The 19740-nt window shown below is 37.6% G+C and carries 23 protein-coding genes and 1 pseudogene; 15 read left to right on the forward strand and 9 right to left on the reverse strand.

The window, feature by feature from the left end; genetic code table 11:
- From COE25_RS31595 to COE25_RS15385, 3 genes are all read left to right on the forward strand, one after another.
- Positions 1 to 645: transposase (locus COE25_RS31595; protein ID WP_257208848.1), on the forward strand; the 645-nt coding region annotated here is incomplete at its 5' end.
- A 523-nt stretch (positions 646 to 1168) separates the two neighbouring features.
- A complete protein-coding gene (locus COE25_RS15380; RefSeq protein WP_088090489.1) occupies positions 1169 to 1279 on the forward strand; it encodes a DinB family protein in 111 nt (36 codons plus the stop codon).
- 62 nt (positions 1280 to 1341) lie between these two features.
- On the forward strand, positions 1342 to 2124 hold the full coding sequence (locus COE25_RS15385; protein ID WP_098933267.1) for a putative protein N(5)-glutamine methyltransferase: 783 nt from the start codon (positions 1342 to 1344) through the stop codon (positions 2122 to 2124).
- A gap of 220 nt (positions 2125 to 2344) precedes the next feature.
- Here the strand turns inward: COE25_RS15385 and COE25_RS15390 are convergent, their stop codons facing one another.
- From COE25_RS15390 to COE25_RS15410, 5 genes are all read right to left on the reverse strand, one after another.
- Positions 2345 to 2875 carry a GNAT family N-acetyltransferase gene (locus COE25_RS15390; protein WP_088088324.1) on the reverse strand — a complete coding sequence of 177 codons (531 nt, stop codon included), beginning with the start codon at positions 2873 to 2875 and terminating at the stop codon, positions 2345 to 2347.
- 74 nt (positions 2876 to 2949) lie between these two features.
- The gene (locus COE25_RS15395) at positions 2950 to 3729 is read right to left on the reverse strand and encodes a Cof-type HAD-IIB family hydrolase (protein ID WP_088088323.1); all 780 of its coding nucleotides are present in this window, start codon (positions 3727 to 3729) and stop codon (positions 2950 to 2952) included.
- Between the two features lie 401 nt (positions 3730 to 4130).
- Positions 4131 to 4811 carry a zinc metallopeptidase gene (locus tag COE25_RS15400; protein ID WP_098933222.1) on the reverse strand — a complete coding sequence of 227 codons (681 nt, stop codon included), beginning with the start codon at positions 4809 to 4811 and terminating at the stop codon, positions 4131 to 4133.
- Positions 4812 to 4993: 182 nt separating this feature from the next.
- Positions 4994 to 5275, reverse strand: coding sequence for a hypothetical protein (locus COE25_RS15405; RefSeq protein ID WP_088088321.1), 282 nt, complete (start codon positions 5273 to 5275; stop codon positions 4994 to 4996).
- A gap of 127 nt (positions 5276 to 5402) precedes the next feature.
- Positions 5403 to 5594 carry a hypothetical protein gene (locus COE25_RS15410; protein WP_088088320.1) on the reverse strand — a complete coding sequence of 64 codons (192 nt, stop codon included), beginning with the start codon at positions 5592 to 5594 and terminating at the stop codon, positions 5403 to 5405.
- A 231-nt stretch (positions 5595 to 5825) separates the two neighbouring features.
- Here COE25_RS15410 and COE25_RS15415 point away from each other — a divergent pair, with 231 nt between their 5' ends.
- The 6 genes and pseudogenes from COE25_RS15415 to COE25_RS15440 all read left to right on the forward strand — a co-directional run bounded on the left by COE25_RS15415 (position 5826) and on the right by COE25_RS15440 (position 12607).
- Positions 5826 to 6395 (forward strand): class I SAM-dependent methyltransferase, encoded by a 570-nt coding sequence (locus COE25_RS15415; RefSeq protein ID WP_098933223.1) that lies wholly within the window; start codon positions 5826 to 5828, stop codon positions 6393 to 6395.
- A 108-nt stretch (positions 6396 to 6503) separates the two neighbouring features.
- Entirely contained in the window at positions 6504 to 7667 is a 1164-nt protein-coding gene (locus COE25_RS15420) for an iron-containing alcohol dehydrogenase (RefSeq protein WP_098933224.1), read from the forward strand.
- Positions 7668 to 7739: 72 nt separating this feature from the next.
- Positions 7740 to 7940 (forward strand): annotated as a pseudogene (locus tag COE25_RS15425) (phosphogluconate dehydrogenase (NAD(+)-dependent, decarboxylating)); the annotation flags it as partial.
- A 39-nt stretch (positions 7941 to 7979) separates the two neighbouring features.
- On the forward strand, positions 7980 to 8642 hold the full coding sequence (fsa, locus tag COE25_RS15430; RefSeq protein WP_088088317.1) for a fructose-6-phosphate aldolase: 663 nt from the start codon (positions 7980 to 7982) through the stop codon (positions 8640 to 8642).
- 398 nt (positions 8643 to 9040) lie between these two features.
- On the forward strand, positions 9041 to 10264 hold the full coding sequence (locus COE25_RS15435; protein WP_098933225.1) for an AraC family transcriptional regulator: 1224 nt from the start codon (positions 9041 to 9043) through the stop codon (positions 10262 to 10264).
- A 219-nt stretch (positions 10265 to 10483) separates the two neighbouring features.
- Positions 10484 to 12607, forward strand: a complete 2124-nt coding sequence (locus COE25_RS15440) for a glycoside hydrolase family 3 protein (RefSeq protein WP_098933226.1) — start codon at positions 10484 to 10486, stop codon at positions 12605 to 12607.
- Positions 12608 to 12776: 169 nt separating this feature from the next.
- Here COE25_RS15440 and COE25_RS15445 read toward each other — a convergent pair whose 3' ends face one another.
- Both COE25_RS15445 and COE25_RS15450 read right to left on the reverse strand, forming a co-directional pair.
- A complete protein-coding gene (locus tag COE25_RS15445) occupies positions 12777 to 13181 on the reverse strand; it encodes a YsnF/AvaK domain-containing protein (RefSeq protein WP_180247509.1) in 405 nt (134 codons plus the stop codon).
- 225 nt (positions 13182 to 13406) lie between these two features.
- On the reverse strand, positions 13407 to 13931 hold the full coding sequence (locus COE25_RS15450; RefSeq protein WP_098933228.1) for a YsnF/AvaK domain-containing protein: 525 nt from the start codon (positions 13929 to 13931) through the stop codon (positions 13407 to 13409).
- Positions 13932 to 14186: 255 nt separating this feature from the next.
- On the opposite strand from COE25_RS15450, the gene COE25_RS15455 reads away from it, so the two are divergent.
- From COE25_RS15455 to COE25_RS15465, 3 genes are all read left to right on the forward strand, one after another.
- Positions 14187 to 15350, forward strand: a complete 1164-nt coding sequence (locus COE25_RS15455) for an SEC-C metal-binding domain-containing protein (RefSeq protein ID WP_098933229.1) — start codon at positions 14187 to 14189, stop codon at positions 15348 to 15350.
- A gap of 14 nt (positions 15351 to 15364) precedes the next feature.
- The gene (locus COE25_RS15460; protein WP_098933230.1) at positions 15365 to 16354 is read left to right on the forward strand and encodes a Gfo/Idh/MocA family protein; all 990 of its coding nucleotides are present in this window, start codon (positions 15365 to 15367) and stop codon (positions 16352 to 16354) included.
- Between the two features lie 236 nt (positions 16355 to 16590).
- Positions 16591 to 16830: a hypothetical protein gene (locus COE25_RS15465; protein ID WP_098933231.1), complete on the forward strand. Its 240-nt coding sequence runs from the start codon at positions 16591 to 16593 to the stop codon at positions 16828 to 16830.
- Positions 16831 to 16902: 72 nt separating this feature from the next.
- On the opposite strand, the gene COE25_RS15470 is transcribed toward COE25_RS15465, so the two are convergent.
- Positions 16903 to 17163 (reverse strand): hypothetical protein, encoded by a 261-nt coding sequence (locus COE25_RS15470; RefSeq protein ID WP_098933232.1) that lies wholly within the window; start codon positions 17161 to 17163, stop codon positions 16903 to 16905.
- Positions 17164 to 17306: 143 nt separating this feature from the next.
- On the opposite strand from COE25_RS15470, the gene COE25_RS15475 reads away from it, so the two are divergent.
- Together COE25_RS15475 and COE25_RS15480 are read left to right on the forward strand one after the other, a co-directional pair.
- On the forward strand, positions 17307 to 17612 hold the full coding sequence (locus COE25_RS15475; RefSeq protein ID WP_088088308.1) for a hypothetical protein: 306 nt from the start codon (positions 17307 to 17309) through the stop codon (positions 17610 to 17612).
- Positions 17613 to 18013: 401 nt separating this feature from the next.
- Complete coding sequence (locus COE25_RS15480; RefSeq protein WP_098933233.1) at positions 18014 to 18709, forward strand: YoaK family protein; 696 nt, start codon at positions 18014 to 18016, stop codon at positions 18707 to 18709.
- Positions 18710 to 18791: 82 nt separating this feature from the next.
- On the opposite strand, the gene COE25_RS15485 is transcribed toward COE25_RS15480, so the two are convergent.
- Positions 18792 to 19049 (reverse strand): HPr family phosphocarrier protein, encoded by a 258-nt coding sequence (locus COE25_RS15485; RefSeq protein ID WP_098933234.1) that lies wholly within the window; start codon positions 19047 to 19049, stop codon positions 18792 to 18794.
- Positions 19050 to 19436: 387 nt separating this feature from the next.
- On the opposite strand from COE25_RS15485, the gene COE25_RS15490 reads away from it, so the two are divergent.
- A complete protein-coding gene (locus COE25_RS15490) occupies positions 19437 to 19736 on the forward strand; it encodes a heterocycloanthracin/sonorensin family bacteriocin (RefSeq protein ID WP_257208849.1) in 300 nt (99 codons plus the stop codon).
- Positions 19737 to 19740: the final 4 nt, after the last annotated feature.

Below are 19740 nucleotides of genomic sequence, written 5' to 3' on the forward strand. Positions count from 1 at the left end.
TCAATGCAACCTCAAAACGTTGTTATCGGATGGAAGTCCCTGATGAAGAGACAGCCTGGATTAAAAAAAGCCCAATTACTTATTCATTTAGCTAAACGTTCGATCGGCACTAGGCAAGCACTTGATGATTATAATTTTCATCTACAACAATTACTAGGGGAATATGACCTCGCAACAACACAACTCGAAAGAGTTGAAAAACAAGTCGCAGAAGTACTTAAACAAATTCCTTATGCCAATCAATTGCTTACCATTAAAGGAATTAGTGAGATTTCATTGGCAAGTATATTAGGGGAAGCTGGAGATTTAAGTGGCTTTGCCCACGGTAATTCTTTACTACGTCGTCATGCAGGATTGCACCTAGCTGAAGCAAGCTCGGGAAAGTGGAAAGGTCAAATTGTCATTTCTAAACGTGGAAGGTCTAGACTGCGGCGTTTCCTCTACTTAGCGACGATGAGCCTTGTCATGAACAACCCTGAGTTTAAAGCGATACACACCACTAATGTTAAGGTGAAAAAAATCAAGAAGATGAAATCAATTATGAAATTGGTTGGTAAACTGGCTCGGGTATTTGTAGGAATAGCCAAACGAAATGAATCCTATTGCCCAGAAAAATTACAACCTTTAACTACCTTAGCAGCATAAGAACTTATAGATTCTTAAAAACACTTACGAGTTTCCCCGAAAGGGTAAACTCCAATAAATTATCATAAATAGTGATTGTTAGCTTTACACTTAACGAATGTTGGCTTATTCGTAGGATTTCAAATATGTACGGAGTACCAGATTTATTCAACAAAAGGGCACTGACCCATCAGGTTAGCATAACTGGCCTCCACCCCTTGGATAGGCATGACGAAGGAATGATAGGGCAAATGACCCGTTGAGACATGGGAGGGAAAGCCTCCAGGGGCGGTGTGGAGAATGTACATCATATGGTAAAATGTGGAGTTGGATTTCACTCCTTTATTTAACTATGCCTTCACGGAGCCATAATGATCTGAACTCATTTCATTTAATCGTTAAATCCATATCAAGGGTTATGAAATCCTACGAATAAGCGAGTATTCGCGAGAAAATCGTATTAAACTGAGGGAGTTTAAGAAGGAACATTAACTTTCACAGAGAATATATGAATTAAAAGAAAGGAGAAAAATGTAAACCGAGGATTCTTAATCAATACGATGTAACAACTGAGTGGATTATCTACCATCTCATTGAACACGAATCACATCATAGAGGACAGATTTTCCAGATTCTTGCGAATTTAAAGGAATAAATAAAAGCCAACTTATAAGGAAAGATTGGGTGGTATCAATAGTAAAGCAAATTAAATTTTATATGGATGACCAAACTGAAGAAATTATCATCCATAAGCTTCGGACTTCTGGTAGTGTTTTTGCAGAAGAAGAGGCACTGCTACTTATATCTGAAGCACCGACATTGGATGACCTTATGAAAATGGTCGAAATGCGAACCGAGGGGATACCTCTTGAACACGTCATTGGGTACACAGAGTTCTGTGGTCTGAGGATAAAGATAGACTCTGAGGTCTTCGTGCCTCGCAAACGAACAGAGTTTCTTGTCCGTCAGGCAGAAACCCTAACTTGTTTAGGGGATATCGTTGTTGATATGTGTTGCGGGTCAGGAGCTGTAGGAGCAGCTCTTGCAGCAACTTTAGGACGGGTAGCCTTGTACTCTGTTGACCTCGACCCCGCTGCAGTAAGCTGTGCTGGCGGCAACATAACAGCTTTTGGTGGCCACGTTTTTCAAGGGGACTTGTTTACAGCCCTACCCCACTCCCTTCAAGGCCGTGTGAACATCGTAGTTGCTAATGCTCCTTACGTACCTACCGAGGCGATCAAGCTGCTTCCCCGGGAGGCTCGCCTGTATGAACCAAAACTGGCCCTTGACGGAGGGAAGGACGGACTTGACCTACAGCGTATGGTAGCGAAAGAGGCACCTCTCTGGTTAGCTCCGGGAGGGCACCTTTTGTTAGAAACGAGCGAACAGCAAGCATACCAAACCTTTGAAATTTTTTCTAGTATGGGGCTTATCCCTAAAGTAGCCAGAAATGATGAATTGGACGCCACGGTGATCATCGGTACTAAACCTAGCCTCTAAAGTAAATAGACAACTAGACTTAACCTAATATGATCATTACTTGGTACGATACACAATGAAAAATCCTCTTCAACATAAGAGTGCAAGTGCTTTAGTTCATTAAGCTTTAAAAGATTAAAATAAGGAATGGCTCAGAACAGTGAACTGAGCCATTTTTTAAATACAAAATTTGATGCAAAATACGTTACAGAGAATCTTCCTAAATAGGGAAGTTTCATTATTATTCTTTACTTCGTAAAACAGTAATAAAACCATCCAAAATCTCATGACTAACAGAAAATCCTTTACGTTTATAGAATTCTAAGGCGTCAGCATTGCCATTTGAGACAAAGATAAAATAATCTTCGATATCATCAAAATGTTTCAACCATTCCATAGACATATTGAAAAGTTTAGAACCAACCCCTAATTGTCGGTACTCATCTTTAATATAAAATTGCGATAAACATCCAACATTATTTCTATAAACAGAAGAAAGGTCAAAAAAAGTGGCAAAGTCATTTGAATAAGCCTCTTTGGGAGAAATATTGGAATAGACATAACCGACGATTTTCTCATCATCTTTCACTACCACAATGTAATTGTGTAAGGCGCTTTTTATAGAAGGAATCATTCGTGTGTCAAAATTCATGCTGTCAAACAATTCCGGTGTTATGTATGCTTTTGATTTTTGAAAGGCCATGAGTTCATTACATAAATCTCTACAATACTCAATTTTTTCTTCGGGGATCACTTCATAGGCCAAATTCATTTTTTCACTCCTTGGTTCCTATTAGCCGTATGTATTTCTTCTAAGGTCTACTTGGAAATAAAAGGGCGCGACGATTAAATTAAACCGAGGCGCTTTAATCCGTAGCGAACTCCGTCTTCTTCGGCGGAGAGTGTGACCATATCGGCTACTTGTTTCAATTCATCACGAGCATTTCCCATGGCTACTCCCATTCCGACCAATGACAGCATTTCCATATCATTTAAACCATCTCCAAAGGCAACAGCTTCATCAGGTGCAATGCCGAACCTTTCCAACAATTTAGTCAAACCAACTGCTTTATTGGAATTGGACAAATTCACGTCACAGGTTCTTGCTCCTGAACTCCATCTTCTGAAATCTAATTCCGGAATCTTTGTTTGATAAGAAGCTTCTTCCTCCACGTCGCAATGAAGGAACATTTGATAAATATCCTGTTCGGTCCAAAATTGAGGCGGGGCAAGTTCGGGCTTCCACGGATCATGTTGGTACGCTTCCACGACGAATGGATGGCTTAGATCGGTAGTTTTAAAGCTCGTACCTCCCAAAAAAGTCAGTGGATGTTTATAATCATTGGACAAAAGATGTACTCTTTCTAAAACATGTTTTTCAATCGCATTCTTGTATATTTCTTTTCCTTCATGATAGGCATACGATCCATTAAAAAAGACCATCGAGTCGACCCCAGTTTCCGAAAGGATGGACTCTGAAAAATAGGGAGCTCTCCCCGTTGCTATAACCACGTTTATTTTTTTCTCTCTTAACCGCTGAATCGCATCCTTTGTGGCAGGACTTAGCGTTTTTCCATGCGGGACGATCGTTCCGTCAATATCTAGGATGACAACCTTGTAATTCATATAACACACTCCTACAATGCAATCTTGCTTTGTTACGCAGGTATACTGCAAAGTATAACATATTGAATAAAAAACCTATAAAAGCAACGCTTATATATTTTAAAATGCAATAGGTAATTTGATCAGATGGGTATATATAGATGGAAATTGTTTTGGCTAGAATTATTCAATTCATTATTTCTGTAATAATATTATGTAAACTAACTCTTATTAGGCTTAGAAAAAAATCATTTATTGTTTTGGGATGGTAGACCTAAAAAAAGACTGACTAAAAATAGTCAATCTAAGGTGACGAAAGGTGCTTCCTTTCGTCTTAATATATCGTATGCAAGAGATCGGACAAGTGATACTATAAGCTTGATTAAAATTTACTAGGACTATCCACAACATCAATTATCTTATTAGTCCTCATCATTCCGCATTCCTGTAAACATTAGAACAAAACGAAGTAATTCAGCTACAGCTACTACAGTCGCAGCCACATATGTTAATGCCGCAGCATTTAGTACTTTCCTCGCCCGATACTCTTCTTCATTTCTAATCAAACCAGAACCAATCATTACATTCAGTGCTCTTGAACTTGCATTGAATTCCACAGGTAATGTAACAACCTGAAATAACACGGCCGCAGCCATTGCTATGATTCCTAGTAATAAAAGGTTGGCTGAAGAAAGAAGTAACCCTATTAAAATTAAGATAAACGAAAAATTAGAGCCGATATTAGCCACAGGCACTAATGCATGTCTCACGCGTAAAGGTACATATCGGTCCCTTTGCTGTAAACAGTGACCCACCTCGTGAATCGCAACGGAAATCGATGCAATCGAAGTACCATTGTAATTAGTGGAGGAAAGTCTAACACTTCTACTTTTTGGATCATAGTGATCGGATAAATGACCAGACACTTGTTCGACCGACACATCATACAAACCATTTTGATCCAAGATTCTTCTAGCCGCCTGGGCTCCAGTTAAACCCGAGGAAGCTCCTACTTTTAAAAATTTAGAATAGGTATTTCTTAAGTACATTTGCACTAATAGTGGAATGAACATAATTAGAACAAAATAAACAATAAAACCCATGAAAGATGCTCCTTCTTTAGATGTCTAATTTACATACAATATTATACTTTATAGTGCACTTTTTTAGTATTAATGTGCTTGTTTCATTAAGGCCTAAAGATGTCACGAGATATGGAGAAAGATAATAATTGAAGTGAAAGAAGACTAAAGTGCTTTTTTTATGGAGAGATAAGCGATTTATACTATTTCCTTTGTTTATTTCTGAAAGCAATAATATTTGTTTTTAATGAAGCGTATGTTCCGATCGCTGCATATCCATAAAACCAACCCATAAATATTCCGCCAAGGGTGTTGTGCTTGTGACTAATAAAAATTGAGATTCCCAGCCCAAAAATAAGTGCAATCGTCGGTACAAACCATTTCGGTATTTTGAAAAAAACCTTAATTAGTTGAGTTAACAGTATAATGATTGGAATCGCAAATATTGCATCCCAAAAATTCGTTTTAATAGTGGGAAAATCCATCGGCAATCACACCTTTTTTTAGTTAATATGTGCAAATGGCATAGATTTATTAATCACTATTATAGGAAAAGTTATCAAAAAGCAGAGAAAAACCCCTAGCTTCAGCTATGGGGATACTCATAAATGTTTAGTTCAGCGTAATATACCAAGCCAATCCTCCGATTGCACCTAAGATGACAATAACATAAATAGCCGTCAACCGTACTGTGTTTTGTTTTGTTGAACCTTTATAGTCCTCATCAGGTTTTCCTGTTAGTGCAAGTGTACCAATCAGGGCAGCTACTAAAACGATAATAATAAGAGTCATACCAAACTTCATATGTTTCATCCTCACTAAGATTAATAATCAAAAGAAACTGAATTATTTAATAATAAATATTTGTTTGCCAAAATTATGGACTTTTCATTAAAGTTTCAATGTATGATTCTTATATTAAGGTTTATGATATAGAAAATAACCATCCAATTTACAAAAAATTTGACCATCCACTTTTGACTTATTGATCACTCTAACTCGAATTATTATCCAGTCACAGTTAAGGAGTTCCAAATGAATCTGAAAAATAAATGGAATCGCAAATATAAAGAACGTATAAATCAATTGGAAGCACCAATGCCGAATGAGAGATTAGCAATCCTGTCACCTTATTTTACCGGAGGGTCTGCGCTCGATCTTGCATGTGGGCTTGGTGGAAACAGTCTGTTTCTGGCACGATTAAATTTTCAAGTACAAGCGATTGATATATCAGATGTAGCTGTCAACTATCTCGAGGAAATAGCAGGAAAGCAAAAGCTTGCTATTTTTCCTCGTTTGTGCGATATGACGGATATGACCCACCTTAATTTGAATAATAGTTCTTTTAGTTTGATTGTCATCACGTATTATCTTGATCGATCACTATTTCCGCTGGTTAAATCAATCGTTAAAGACAATGGATATTTCTTTATGGAAACCTTTTATAAGTCTCCAAAAAAAGAGAGTCAGGGAGTATCCGATCAATATAAACTGCAACCTGAAGAATTATTGGCTGAGTTTAGTGATTGGAAAGTTCTTTTTTATGAGGAAAATGAACATGAGGGACGACAGACGATTTTTTGTCAGAAACAAAAAATCGTCTGAAACCATTAGAACAGTCCCTAAGTGTGAGGAACTTTCCATAAGAATAGGAATGAAATCGATTGTTTTTAATCTCTTATAAGTTTACTATATTGTGTGGGAGGGATCACCATGATAGATTTTGTTTTTCAAAATAGTACAAAGTTAATATTTGGTAAAGATCAGGAGCAATTAGTAGGTCAAGAGGCCGTTGTTTATGGGAAAAAACTTCTCTTGCATTATGGCGGAGGAAGTATCAAGACTAACGGACTATATGATAGGATTCTGCAGTCATTGCTTGAACAGGGCATAGAAATATTTGAATTGGGCGGTGTAAAGCCGAACCCTCGAGTCAGCCTTGTTAGAGAAGGAGTTGCCCTTTGTAAGGAACATAACATTGACTTTATTCTTGCTGTAGGTGGAGGAAGTGTAATTGATTCAGCCAAAGCGATCGCTGCTGGGGCGAAATATGATAGGGATGTATGGGATTTCTTTGAAGGGAAATCTACAGTTCAAGACTGTCTGCCAATCGGAGTTGTGTTAACCATACCTGCAGCGGGAAGTGAATCTAGCTCGGGCACGGTTATTACGAACGAAGATGGATGGTATAAGCGATCGACAGGTCATTCGACCATGCGTCCTAAGTTTTCCATTCTAAATCCTGTTCTTACATACACCTTACCATCTTATCAAACAGCATGCGGGATCACAGATATGATGGCGCATATTTTAGAAAGATATTTCACCAATGAAAAGAATGTAGAATTAACAGATCGATTGTGTGAAGGGGCATTACGAGCCATTATAAATAATGCACATACAGTAATCGAGGACCCAACCAATTACGATGCAAGAGCTGAGATTATGTGGTCAGGCACAATTGCACATAATGATTTGTTAGGGACAGGAAGAGTTGGTGATTGGGGAAGCCACGATATTGAACATGAGATCAGCGGCATTTATGATATTGCACATGGAGCAGGTTTGGCGATTGTATTCCCAGCCTGGATGAAGCATGTATATAAACATGATGTAAATAAATTTGTTCAATTTGCTAATCGAGTCTGGGATGTAGAAATTGACTTAAACAATTTAGAAAAAACCGCTTTAGCAGGAATCAAGAAAATAGAACAATTCTTTAGCTCCATCGGTATGCCAGTAACATTGAAAGAAGCTGGTATTGGTGAAGAGCACTTGGAGGAAATGGCTAAAAAGGGAACAGAAAGAGGACCACTAGGCAATTTTGTTAAGTTACATGAAGAAGATGTTATACAGATTTTACATTTGGCTAAATAAGAAAAAACCTTCGATTATTCGTTCCTGACTGATGGAATTGACTGAAAATGCTTTTTGAAATATCCAAATTAAGAAGAAATTAAAGGGATTAAGCATTCCTCAGGTGAAGGAAAATAGATAGTAGAAGAAGATTTAGATCTAAAAACAGCAACACCAGTCATTGCAATGTCATTAATAATGCGCTATCGTTCTCTAGAGGATGATACCTTTACAGGTAAAGTTGTAGCAGCATTAAGAAATGAGTTTGGTGGACATGCTGTCGAAAAGATTTAAAAAAAGTATTTATTTTATTAATATTGGAGGAAAAAGATTATGAAATTTTTTATCGATACTGCAAACCTAGAGGATATCAAAAAGGCCTATAAAATTGGTGTGTTATCAGGAGTAACAACCAACCCTTCTTTAGTGGCGAAAGAGGGAGTAAAATTCGAAGACCGTATTGCTGAAATCCTTAATGCTGTACCTGAGGTTGAGTCTGTATCTGCCGAGGTAACGCCTAATGCTTTAACTGCTGATCAAATGATTGCGGAAGCAAACGAACTTATTAAAATTAACGGTGGCGATAAAAATATCACCATTAAACTTCCAATGACGTTAGATGGATTAGAGGCTTGCCGTTATCTAACGAAAAAAGGTGTAAAAACCAACGTTACCTTGATTTTTAGTGTGAACCAAGCATTGCTCGCTGCACGAGCAGGTGCAACTTATGTTTCACCATTCTTAGGCCGTTTGGATGATATTAACGAAGATGGTGTAGAATTAGTCGCAAAAATTGCTAAGATGTTCCAGATTCAAAACTTGGATTCACAAATCATTGCTGCATCTGTTCGTCATCCAGATCATGTAACCCGTGTAGCAATGGCAGGTGCGCATATTGCAACGATTCCATTCAAGGTAATTGAGCAATTATCAAAACATCCATTAACAGATCAAGGGATTGAAAAATTTGCTGCGGACTGGAAAACGACTGTTTAAAAACAGATTATTAATACGTATTTTTAAATAGAGTTATTTAAGCACCTTTATCTTAGTTAAATGATAAAGGTGTTTTTTTTTTAATATTCAAGAGCATTCAGCAACAGTAAAAAACCTCTCCATAATAAAATTATGGAGAGGTTCTTTAATCTATAACCATTTATCTGCCCATGCCTCAAGAGTCTTAAGAGATCGTTCAAGTTTGATAATTTTGCATAATCTTCTATAATAAAACAAAAAGAAAATCCTCTGAAATCAAGATAGTTTCGTGATTTCCGGAGAGATAGTTAGTCTAAGCAATGAATTTATAGTATTTAAATTTTGCTGGATTTTCAGTGGATTACATTCTTACTTTGATTTTATTACATAGTTTTAAAGGATTCTGAAGGGTGATATTAGTGGATGAACTGATAAGTAAATGTTGGCTAATTAAAAATGCCTTTAATATTGATGTACAAGCGGTCGATCATCAATTTCAAACGATTTTGCACATATCTGATGATAGTGAACCCCTAATTTTTGCAGAAGCTCGAAAGAAAATCTATTTGGATCTTAAAAAAGCTTTAGAAAAGGCAAATAAAAACAGTTTTTGTATTCATACAGATTCATTCCAACTATCGTATATGGCGATGCCTATAAACGAGGAAGAACTGTTTCAAGGAATGGTTTTGGTTGGGCCTTTCTTGAATGAGCGGGTCACTGACCATTTTATCTGGAATGCGATGAGGGAAAATCATCTTGAAAATAATTGGGTAAAACCATTGGAGAATTTTTATAAATCCTTACCCTATTTGGGACAATCATACATAGCAATTGGCGATTTGTTAGTGAATCTATTAGCGAATCCGCGAGTTGACTCCCATTTCAGTACGACAAAAAAGCATAGTGGGCAAAATCAACCGGATGTACAGCCGCAGGATTATGGCCAAGATGGTTTAGAAGTTAAGCTAAGGTATGAGGCAGAAAAGAAATTTTTACATTTTATCGAAACTGGGGATAAAGAAAATGCAATGAAAGCTTTGATTGAATTCACAGGTGATTTTTCCTATAGAGTTCCAGGGAATCCTTTACGGGCGAAAAAAAATCTTAGCTTTTCAAGTAATACTATGAATAGATTGGCTGCTGCTAAGGGAGGGGTTGAACCTCAATATTTACATGCTATTTCGGAAAAATTCGCACTTAAGATTGAGGCAGCGGTAGCAATGTCCGATTTAGATGCGATAAATTTCAGTATGATTGAAGAATATTGTGATGCGGTTAAGAATTTTGCTGTTAATGGATATAGTTCAGTTGTAAGGAAAGCATTAATGTATATAAATATCCACTTCAAGGAAACTATAAATGTGCAATCTGTAGCAGCTGAAATTGGATTTAATCGAGCATATCTTGCGAAGAAATTTAAAAAAGAATTGAATATAAGTGTCATTGATTATATTCATAAAAAGCGGATCGAAGAGGCAATTTTTCTTATGGAACAGGGTCATTTATCTATTACAGATATTGGTATTCAAGTGGGTTTTAGCAGCTATAATTATTTTTGTAAAGTATTTAAAGAAATAAATGGAATGACAGCTACAGAGTATAAAGGGAGCAAACCATTAGAAAAAAAGGAGCATAATTAAAATCATTGCCTCTTCTAACGTTATCTTTTTAATTTCATAAATTGGATTCAAATTACTAAATAAATTTTTTTTATAAAAAATATTTTAAAATAGTGTGCAATTTTATATAAAAGTTAACAATAATGGATGTGGAAACGAACTCAAATTGCTAACATGAATCTATCACTTGTCCCAACTATTCTCGAAAGATGGGGATGAACAAGTTAAGGAGGCATTCAAATGGAAGTTAACCATAAACAACCGAATTTAGAAGTTAGAGTCAAGAACATTATTGAAGTTGATGGATTAAAATTTAAAGATCTGAATAACAGCGGGAAATTAGAACCTTATAAGGATTGGCGCTTGAGTCCGAAAGAACGTGCAGAGAACCTAGTCTCATTGATGAATACCGATGAAAAGGTCGGCATGATGCTTATTAATTCTCGTCAGATGGGTCTTTCTCAAAAAGATAAGAGTAAGACAAGCCATGATGGCGTGTTAGATGAAGGAATTGTTGAAAAGGGAGAAACTATTTTTGCTTTGGCAAAAGTATATGGTACCACGCATACGATTGAAAACATGCATTTGCGCCACTTTATTCTAAGAGACAATTGGAGCCCATCCGAAATGGCAGAATGGGTGAATACCATGAATGAAGTATGTGAGGGGTCACGTCTTGGTATTCCATGTTTAATCGCATCGAATTCAAGAAACGAAAATACTGAATTCATCTTTGGTATGAATGATGCAGCTGGGATTTTTTCCACTTGGCCTGGAACGTTAGGACTTGCTGCAGCGGCAAAAGGAGATATGAAAAATGGCGGTGATGCCTCACTTATTAGCCAATTCGCCCAAATCGCACATGATGAGTGGGATGCGGTTGGAATAAGAAAAGGATATATGTATATGGCGGATACTGTTACGGACCCGAGATGGCAGCGGATATATGGTACATTCGGTGAAGACCCAGAATTTATTTCTGATGTTATCGGCCGCGTCATTGACGGCTTTCAAGGGAAGACCCTCGGTAATCATAGTATTGCTATGACGACCAAGCATTTTCCTGGCGGTGGACCAAGGGAAAATGGATTTGATCCACATTATGAAGAGGGTAAATGGAACCTGTACCCAACTCCAGGAAGCCTAGAAAAGTACCACCTGCCTCCGTTTCGTGCAGCGGTAGAACATGGGACTTCATCCATGATGCCATATTATTCGATTCCTAGTATCAAGAAAAGTGTGGTTCAAGAATTCGAAGGAGAAGACATTCCTTTCGAAGAGGTTGGATTTACATTTAATCATTATTTCTTAAATACGATCCTTAGAGAAAAACTAGGGTTCAAGGGTTATATTAATAGCGACAGCGGCGTCACAAGTAAAATGAGCTGGGGCGTTGAAACTTTAAGCGAGGCGGAACGTTTTGCTAAAGCGATTAATGCGGGGACAGATCTTATTTCTGACACTAATGATATTGAAAACCTAAAAAAAGCGATCGAAAAGGGATGGATCAGTGAGAAGCGGATTAATGAAGCCAATGTACGACTGCTTACAGAAATGTTTGCTTTAGGACTATTTGATGACCGTACGTATGTTTCACCGGACCATGCATCTGAAGCGGTGAAAAATCCAGCAAACTGGGAAGCTGCTTATGAAGCGCATAAAAAATCGGTAACTGTGCTTAAGAATCAGAAGCAGACATTACCTTTAACAACTGAAAAGCTTGAGGGTAAGAAGGTTTATGTGGAAGTTTTCCATAAGGAGACAGAACGAGCAACTTCATATACTGAAAAAGCTAGACAGGAATGTCAAGAGCTTGGTCAATTTACTTTGACCGATAACTATGAAGAAGCTGATGTAGCTATATTGTTTTTAAGTCCAAAATCTGGAGCTTATTTCAATGCGACACCAGGACTATTGGAACTTGAAATATGCGAAGATAAAACGGTAACTGCTTTGGATGGTACATCCTATCAAGAAACGACATTGAGTGGGATGAATCATTTAAAGGAAGTGGCCGACAGTATCCATATTCGTGGTGGAAAAGTAATCATGAGTGTTAATGTCATTCTGCCATGGATCCTTGGAAATGTTGAACCATTGGCAGATGCATTGATCGCTGGATATGATACCTACTTTAAGGCACAGTATGAGGTTATGGCGGGCAATAGCTCACCAGTAGGTGTGTTACCGTTGACATTGCCAGCGAGTGAAGCGGTCATTGCGGTTGATGAAAATGGTGAGTGCGTGTCAAGAAATGATGTACCGGGTTATGTCAAGGACGAATATATGCCTGAAGGACTTAACTATGCTTATAAAGATAGCGATGGGAATATCTATAAACTTGGTCATGGATTAACATATTAATTTAACATAGAATCATAATGAAAAAACTCGCCAATACTGATATGCTCCCCAATAGGTAGACAGATTAAAAATAAAAAATCTGGCTACTTATTGGGGAGTATTTATTATGTCTAAAAGGTCCTATTCTGTAGAAGAAAAATTTAGCGAGTTTTTTCATTATTATACCTTTCTACAATTTATCATCAACCACTACTTTTACATCTCCAATTGTATCTATTTGGACTTTTTCTTCTTTCACATTTTCGTTAATCTGAATAATCTCTTCATACTGATTCCTAAAAATTTCTACATCATTAAGGATAGTTTGGTTTAATATGACCTCAATATGCTCTTCGCTTAGAGGAATATGAATGGTTTCAATTTGTGTAGTTGGTCCACTTTCTGGATTTAATATCTTTTTCTCAATAATTAGCTCTTCACGGATTATAGGGACGACAATTTGTTTCTCCACAGTATACGTTTTCTTATATACTCTAACATCAGCCGTCTTAACCCACTTCTTGTTGACCTGCAATTCTTCCTTATGTAGTTGAAGCGTTTTATCTTCTCGATGGTCGTTCTTCTTTTCAGTCAACTTAATCTCTCCCTCCATTGAAAAGGTGTTTTTGTTTCAGAATAAGAAAGTATAAGTTTTTGAACCTAGATAATTGTCTAGCACAAGCGGCCCAGCGGCTAGTGTACTTCGCCCTTTTCCCTACGATAAGTCAACATCGGATCGCTAGCGCTCTCCGTGTTTCCTTTATCTCAGTCAAAGTGCTCCAGTCCATACGCCGCTAAACGGGCGCTTGCGATTTTCTTCTTAGCTATTATTTATATCGTTAAAGCTTGACCCGTCGGATACGATATCGACACCTCCGGTTGTATCAACATGAGCCTCTTCGTGTCTGAGTGTCTCTTGGACTTTCTGAGTATCCTCAATTTGACGTTTCGAAGCAGAAATCTCCTCGGTCGCAACCGTATACTTGTTTACCTCAACTTGCTCCTGGGTAACAGGAATCGTAATGGTTTCCTGAGATAAAGTGGATCCATCGCTACGTTCGTTATTCAACGGTGTTCTTTTTATGACAACTTCCTCGTGCATTACAGGAACGTCGACAGTTCTTTGTTCTTCAACAACATCTTTAGAAATAACTACTTGTCCAGCATCGACATTATTCTTTACAATGTCTAACTCTTCTTTATGAAGCTGGAGAGAGCCGTCAGTTTTAGTATCTTGGGTACTTGTACTGGGATCGTTCCCTTGATTGCTCATAGTGGTTTGGCTATTTTCACTTTCAGTGTTTTGTGATTTATCATTACCGAATAATCCTAAAAAGTCGCTCATAAAAATCCCCCTTGTAAGTTGTTTATGGTCAAGCCTTTTTTATAATGTACTCATGAGGGTTCTTTATTCTTTAAAATCATTAGAATAAAAGGTATGAAAAGATGAAATTCGAGCTGATGTAAGATTCACTTTGTATGAAATATTTTCATGGCATAATTTTTGTTTAATTAAGAAACAATCTTGTTTGGAGCTGGTGACTAAAAAGAATATAATTAAATTGAGTTTGATCAAATGTATAGTGGAGGGGATTACATTTTGACATTTTTAGAAAAAATTAAACCACACTTGATTAGCAATGATATATTAATTCAAGAAACGGTGCTTCATGCATTACACGATTATCCAAACGTTCCAGAAGAATGGACAATCGAATTATTGACGGAAGCTTTTAAAAACCAGGACAAGCAATCCTCTATTTTAATCTACATAGAAAACATGAAAATCAATGAAGACGCTGTCAAAGTTTTACTAGAAAATATTCCCAAAATGGACAAGTCCAAGATCCACTTAGCGGTGAATTTGTTTGAGCGTATTGATCCAAAGCTCGCTCTAAAATATAGAGAGCAACTGCAAAGATACATTGGTGAGGATCGTTGGTCATTTTATGAGCTAATCGTAAACGGAATGGAAGAAGAAGTTTGGAATAAATATGCAAATACAATAAATACTCTTGACCAAGTCGATTCTTATCAACATCCACTTTACATACAAGCTAAAAAAATGGCTGCATGCATCGTTCAAAATGGCTGGATTACCGAAGAGAAAATCGATGTGATTATCCAAGAAGAATTAAAAGAGGATTGGTTTTCATTTAATGGAATCTTGACGGTGTATATGATTGGATTGCTGAAACTAGACAAGCATATCCCATTTCTATCCAGTTTATTAGACTGTGATGAAGATATCTTGTTAGAAGAAGTTGCATCGGCGTTAATTCGGTTTCAATCCGATGAGGTGGTCGAAGGGGTTAGTCCTTATTTAAAGCAATCGGATTCGATTATTTTTGCTAGTTCCGTTATCGAAAATATTAAATCAGACCTCGCGGTTCAGGTTTTGAGAGAAGCCTATCAATATTCAGATGAACTTGAAGACCAGGATATGCTGATCGAAGCACTCTGTCATCAGCTTTCTATAGATGCTCTTCCTGAAATTAGAGATCATATGAAAAAGGAATACTTCTCAAGCCTCGTAGATATTGAACAGACGGTTTATAGTTATTATTCCATTTTAGGCGAGCCACATCCTGAATTAATGGATTGGAAGCTTGCAGCACTTGGAAGAGAAATAGAATTTAGAAATGAAAGCAAGCAGAGTGGAATTTCCCAAAACGGTCCAATTTTAACGGAAAATAAAGTAGGGCGAAATGATCCGTGCCCGTGTGGAAGCGGGAGAAAATATAAAAAGTGCTGTGGCAAATAAGGAGATTAAGTGCGATGAAGTTTGATAAAGTTCGTTGGGGGATCATTGGATGCGGTGATGTAACAGAAGTGAAAAGCGGTCCAGCATTCCAAAAAATTAATAATTCTGAGTTGGTTGCCGTTATGAGAAGAACGGGGGGACTTGCCAAAGATTATGCAAACCGGCACGATGTACCAAAGTGGTATGATAATGCGGATGAACTTATAAACGATCCTGAGATAGATGCTATCTATATTGCAACACCGCCAGGATCCCATAAGGAGTATACAATCAAGGCAGCAAAGGCAGGGAAACCTGTTTATGTAGAAAAGCCAATGGCCCGCAATTTCGATGAATGCCAGGAAATGATTGGTGCTTGTGAGGAGGCAGGAGTCCCATTATATGTAGCTTACTATCGGAGGGCACAACAGCGATTTTTAAAAATAAAAGAGCTGTTGGAGAATGGGGCAGTTGGTGATGTACGGTTTGTATCATCAACACAATATCAAAAAGCTACGGAAGATGTGTTGGACCCACAACATCTTCCATGGCGAGTTCAACCGGAATTGGCAGGCGGGGGACTATTTTTTGATCTAGCCAGCCATACGCTTGATCTATTAGATTTTTTACTTGGACCGATTACGTCTGTGCAAGGATTTGCTTCCAATCAAGCAGGCTATTATCGTGCCGAAGATATTGTAACAGGTACATATCGGTTTGAATCTGGCGTCCATGGTGTCGGAAATTGGTGTTTTACTGCTTTTGAAAATGTCGATAGAAATGAAATCGTGGGGAGCCGAGGGAAAATCACCTTTTCCACTTTCGGAAACGAGCCCATTGTTTTAACTACAGCGAGCGGAACGGAGCAATGGAGTTTCGAGCGACCAGAGCACGTCCATCAACCACTTGTCGAAGCGATTGTAGCTGACTTAACAAGTGGTAGCCTTCATTGCCCTAGCAGTGGAGTGACAGGTGCCAGAACGAACTGGGTCATGGGAGAAATGGTGAAGAATTATTATCAGTAGTATGGGACTAGGATCAACCTAACACGGTTGGTCCTAATTTTTTAGGTCCGTCATCTTATGCAGCGAAAGTGTTTGGCCCTTTCAGAAAATGGTTGGTGCCTGACACTTTTTTTTATTTATTTTCAGTGTTTTTAGTCGATGTAAGCGCATACATTTATAGTAAGCACTGGAGGTGATGTTGTTGATCTATCCTTATGGGAATGATTATATTAAGTACTTAAACGATGAAGGTTCACATGGCATCACGTATGAACAATGGAAATTTAAAAATAGTAAACAATACTCAGACAAGTGCAGACAATGCGGACATGGGAAAAATCGGTTTCAACCATGTCCAAAGTGCAATTATTAAACGCCTAAGGCGTTTTTTTTTAGACAGGGGAAACCTGATAATATCAAATGGTCAAATAAAAAAGCTTGGATTTTTGAGATACCAAGCTTTTTTAATGTATGAAGGTATGAAAAAAATTTATTAATTATCGTGATTGAATGCTTCTGTTTTAGGAGGATTTACATATTTTCCATCCATTTTGACACCAACACCCTGATCATAGACCATTTTCCCGCCAAAGTACCCAACCGCAAGGATGCTTGGCAGAACAAATTAAGGTAAGCAGACAATACATCACAAGTGAAGCCTTATGAAACTCTTTCTTTTTAAATATAAAGAAAACACGGAATGCGACGACAAGAAAAGCAAGGATGGTGGCAATATCCGCCAAGCTTTCGTGATACTCGAAAACATTTGTATTTCCTCTAGCATCGTGCTCGGGTCCAGTGCCAAAAATTTCTTTTTCTATTCTCCGCATTAATCATTCTTATGGTAAAAATGCTGTGGAAGGATGATCGAATGTTTTTTCATAGTTGTTATTGGATATGAAAATAATATGTTTGAGTTAAGGATCGGATAAAACAGACGAGCTGCATTTTTAGAAAGAAAGGAAGTACTATAATGGAAAACTCAATTGAGAAATTACAAAAGTTGCACGAATCGGTACAAAGATTGGAGTCGGTGTTACAAGAGGTATGGAGTTTGGTTGACGAAATTGGTGAGGATGATCAGTTCAATGACCTTTTAAATAAAGCCAAAAAATATCATTCAAAGAAACAAAGCACAGATGAAAGTATGGAGGAACTAATAGTCAGGCTGGATGAATACGATAATTGCATGGAGCAAATTCCAGAAGACGGGACGGCGGCTGTCGATTTTGAGGATGCGATTGCAGAACTTATCGATTGGATGAGGAATAATCAATAATAATGGGTTGTAAAACCGGGGACTAACTAATTGGGTTAGCCCCTTTTTCTTTGGAATCCTTCTATTCGCTGATAGAAATTCCAAACTTTGATAAATTTCGCGATTCGCCCATTGAATGCGAAAATTCGCTCATAAAATGCAAAAATTCGCCCATTAACTATAAAAATTCGCTCATAAATTCTAAAACTGCAAAAACGCCTGAATTTTTTTAGGAAAATAATAAAAATTTCACCTCAAATTCCCGTGTTGAACAATTAAATTTTCGTTTATTGTCAAAAATGCGGGAACTTTTCATTATAATTCATGATATTTTAAGAAAATCAGGATTTAATATTGCCGTTTTCTCAAACCATCTAGGAAATACTATTGAGGTTAGTAAATTGAAACAAGGAGATCGTATAGTGAAAGATAAAATCCCCTCATTATCGTCCAACTCATTTTATTTGGGTATTTTGTTAGCGGTCGTTGGAGGTTTTTTAGATGCCTATACTTTTATCAGCAGAGACGGCGTATTTGCCAATGCCCAAACAGGAAATATGGTCCTGCTCGCTGTAAAAGCAGCGAACAGGGATTGGCTTGGCTCGCTACTTTATATCCCGCCCATATTAGCATTTATCTTAGGTGTTTTGGTTTCAGAAATGGCTAAAATTCCTCGTGTTAGACAAGTTCTACACAGCTATAGAAGGTCAATTCTTATCTTAGAATGCCTTGTATTAATTATTGTAGGTCTATTACCACGAAGTGTGCCGAACATCGTAGTAACTGTATGTATCGCATTTGTATCTTCTTTACAAATTTCTACTTTTAATAAAATCGACAAATGGGCTTACAATTCAACCATGACAACAGGAAATCTTCGGACGGCAACCCAAGCAGCCTATTTGGCCTTAAAAGAAGATAATGATGAAGCCAGAAAACAATTCAAAGAATTTTTTGTGATCATTCTTTCTTTTTTATTTGGAGCATTAACAGGGACATTTTCCACCACCTACTTAGGGAACACCTCTATTTGGATTGATTCTGGAATCTTAGTGATTGCAATTATTTTGTATCACCGGGATCGAGGGTATATAAGCAAGTCCTTAACGTTAAGATAGTATGTTAGGTGCCTGGTACTTATGTAGAAGAGGCTGGAACAAAGGAGAACCAGCCTCTTCCTGTCTTCCAATTGAAATCTTCCTACTCAACCATTTCCAACGTATGAATTACCTCTCTTAGTGCTTCTATTTCATCGTCCCCGGAAACTTCTAATATAATTTCTGCCTGTTTAGGGATCGCTAACGATAAAACACCGAGTACCGATTTTACATTAACCTTCCGTCCTTTATAAGTAAGAAAGATATCAGCATTAAATCGAGAAGCATTTTGAACTAATTGATTGACCGGCTGAGCATATAAACCTGCATTTCTGTTGATTGTTACTGTTTGTTGTATCATGATTTTCCTCCTTGGACACGATGTTATAGCATCTGTAAATAATGCACTTTTCTTATGTATGAAACTACGTCACTAAAAATGCACCATTGACTCAATATGGGCCATTTTGTGTGGTAGTCCTTCTGCGCTGCCTATTGAGTTCCCTAGTACTTTAGTTTAAATCTAGTAATTTGAATGGATGTCCCATAAAAATAGGCTTTTGAATCAGTGGCAATACCCACCCATTTTTCATATTTTGATGGAGAGAGTACTTGAAGCATCGGTGAATTCACCTGTAACACACTATTTTTCTGATTTGTTCTGTTCCCCTTTTCATGTGATGGCACAAATTGTTGATTTAAAATAGACGGAGGTATGAAAATGAATCCTTTCCAAAATGATCTCCAAATGTTGAATGTTGGCGATTTCCAAGCGAGTCAGGCAGTTCCTTTTGACTATAACCAATACTACATTGATGATCAGTCCCGACAATTCGGCGGTTTTGGCGGTATTGGTGGTATTGGGGGTATTGGTGGTTTTGGCCGCTGTTTTAGTTGTTTTAGTTGCTTTAGCTGTTTTAACTGTTTTAACTGCTTTAACTGCTCTAGTTGTTTCCGTTGCTCTAGTTGCTTTAGGTGTTCTAATTGCTCTCATTGCTCTAATTGTGGCGGCGGCCATCGTTGCGGTGGAGGTCGGTGCGGCGGTTAATCGT

Origin of the sequence: Bacillus sp. AFS031507 (assembly GCF_002584635.1) — a bacterium.
Lineage (GTDB): Bacteria > Bacillota > Bacilli > Bacillales > Cytobacillaceae > Neobacillus.

Bases quoted from the DNA above. Each gene is read 5' to 3' on its own strand.
- COE25_RS15385 (WP_098933267.1), top strand. From the start codon at position 1,342: ATGGATGACCAAACTGAAGAAATTATCATCCATAAGCTTCGGACTTCT.
- COE25_RS15390 (WP_088088324.1), bottom strand. From the start codon at position 2,875: ATGAATTTGGCCTATGAAGTGATCCCCGAAGAAAAAATTGAGTATTGT.
- COE25_RS15395 (WP_088088323.1), bottom strand. From the start codon at position 3,729: ATGAATTACAAGGTTGTCATCCTAGATATTGACGGAACGATCGTCCCG.
- COE25_RS15400 (WP_098933222.1), bottom strand. From the start codon at position 4,811: ATGGGTTTTATTGTTTATTTTGTTCTAATTATGTTCATTCCACTATTA.
- COE25_RS15405 (WP_088088321.1), bottom strand. From the start codon at position 5,275: ATGGATTTTCCCACTATTAAAACGAATTTTTGGGATGCAATATTTGCG.
- COE25_RS15410 (WP_088088320.1), bottom strand. From the start codon at position 5,594: ATGAAGTTTGGTATGACTCTTATTATTATCGTTTTAGTAGCTGCCCTG.
- COE25_RS15415 (WP_098933223.1), top strand. From the start codon at position 5,826: ATGAATCTGAAAAATAAATGGAATCGCAAATATAAAGAACGTATAAAT.
- COE25_RS15420 (WP_098933224.1), top strand. From the start codon at position 6,504: ATGATAGATTTTGTTTTTCAAAATAGTACAAAGTTAATATTTGGTAAA.
- fsa (WP_088088317.1), top strand. From the start codon at position 7,980: ATGAAATTTTTTATCGATACTGCAAACCTAGAGGATATCAAAAAGGCC.
- COE25_RS15440 (WP_098933226.1), top strand. From the start codon at position 10,484: ATGGAAGTTAACCATAAACAACCGAATTTAGAAGTTAGAGTCAAGAAC.
- COE25_RS15450 (WP_098933228.1), bottom strand. From the start codon at position 13,931: ATGAGCGACTTTTTAGGATTATTCGGTAATGATAAATCACAAAACACT.
- COE25_RS15460 (WP_098933230.1), top strand. From the start codon at position 15,365: ATGAAGTTTGATAAAGTTCGTTGGGGGATCATTGGATGCGGTGATGTA.
- COE25_RS15465 (WP_098933231.1), top strand. From the start codon at position 16,591: ATGGCATCACGTATGAACAATGGAAATTTAAAAATAGTAAACAATACT.
- COE25_RS15470 (WP_098933232.1), bottom strand. From the start codon at position 17,163: ATGCGGAGAATAGAAAAAGAAATTTTTGGCACTGGACCCGAGCACGAT.
- COE25_RS15475 (WP_088088308.1), top strand. From the start codon at position 17,307: ATGGAAAACTCAATTGAGAAATTACAAAAGTTGCACGAATCGGTACAA.
- COE25_RS15485 (WP_098933234.1), bottom strand. From the start codon at position 19,049: ATGATACAACAAACAGTAACAATCAACAGAAATGCAGGTTTATATGCT.
- COE25_RS15490 (WP_257208849.1), top strand. From the start codon at position 19,437: ATGTTGAATGTTGGCGATTTCCAAGCGAGTCAGGCAGTTCCTTTTGAC.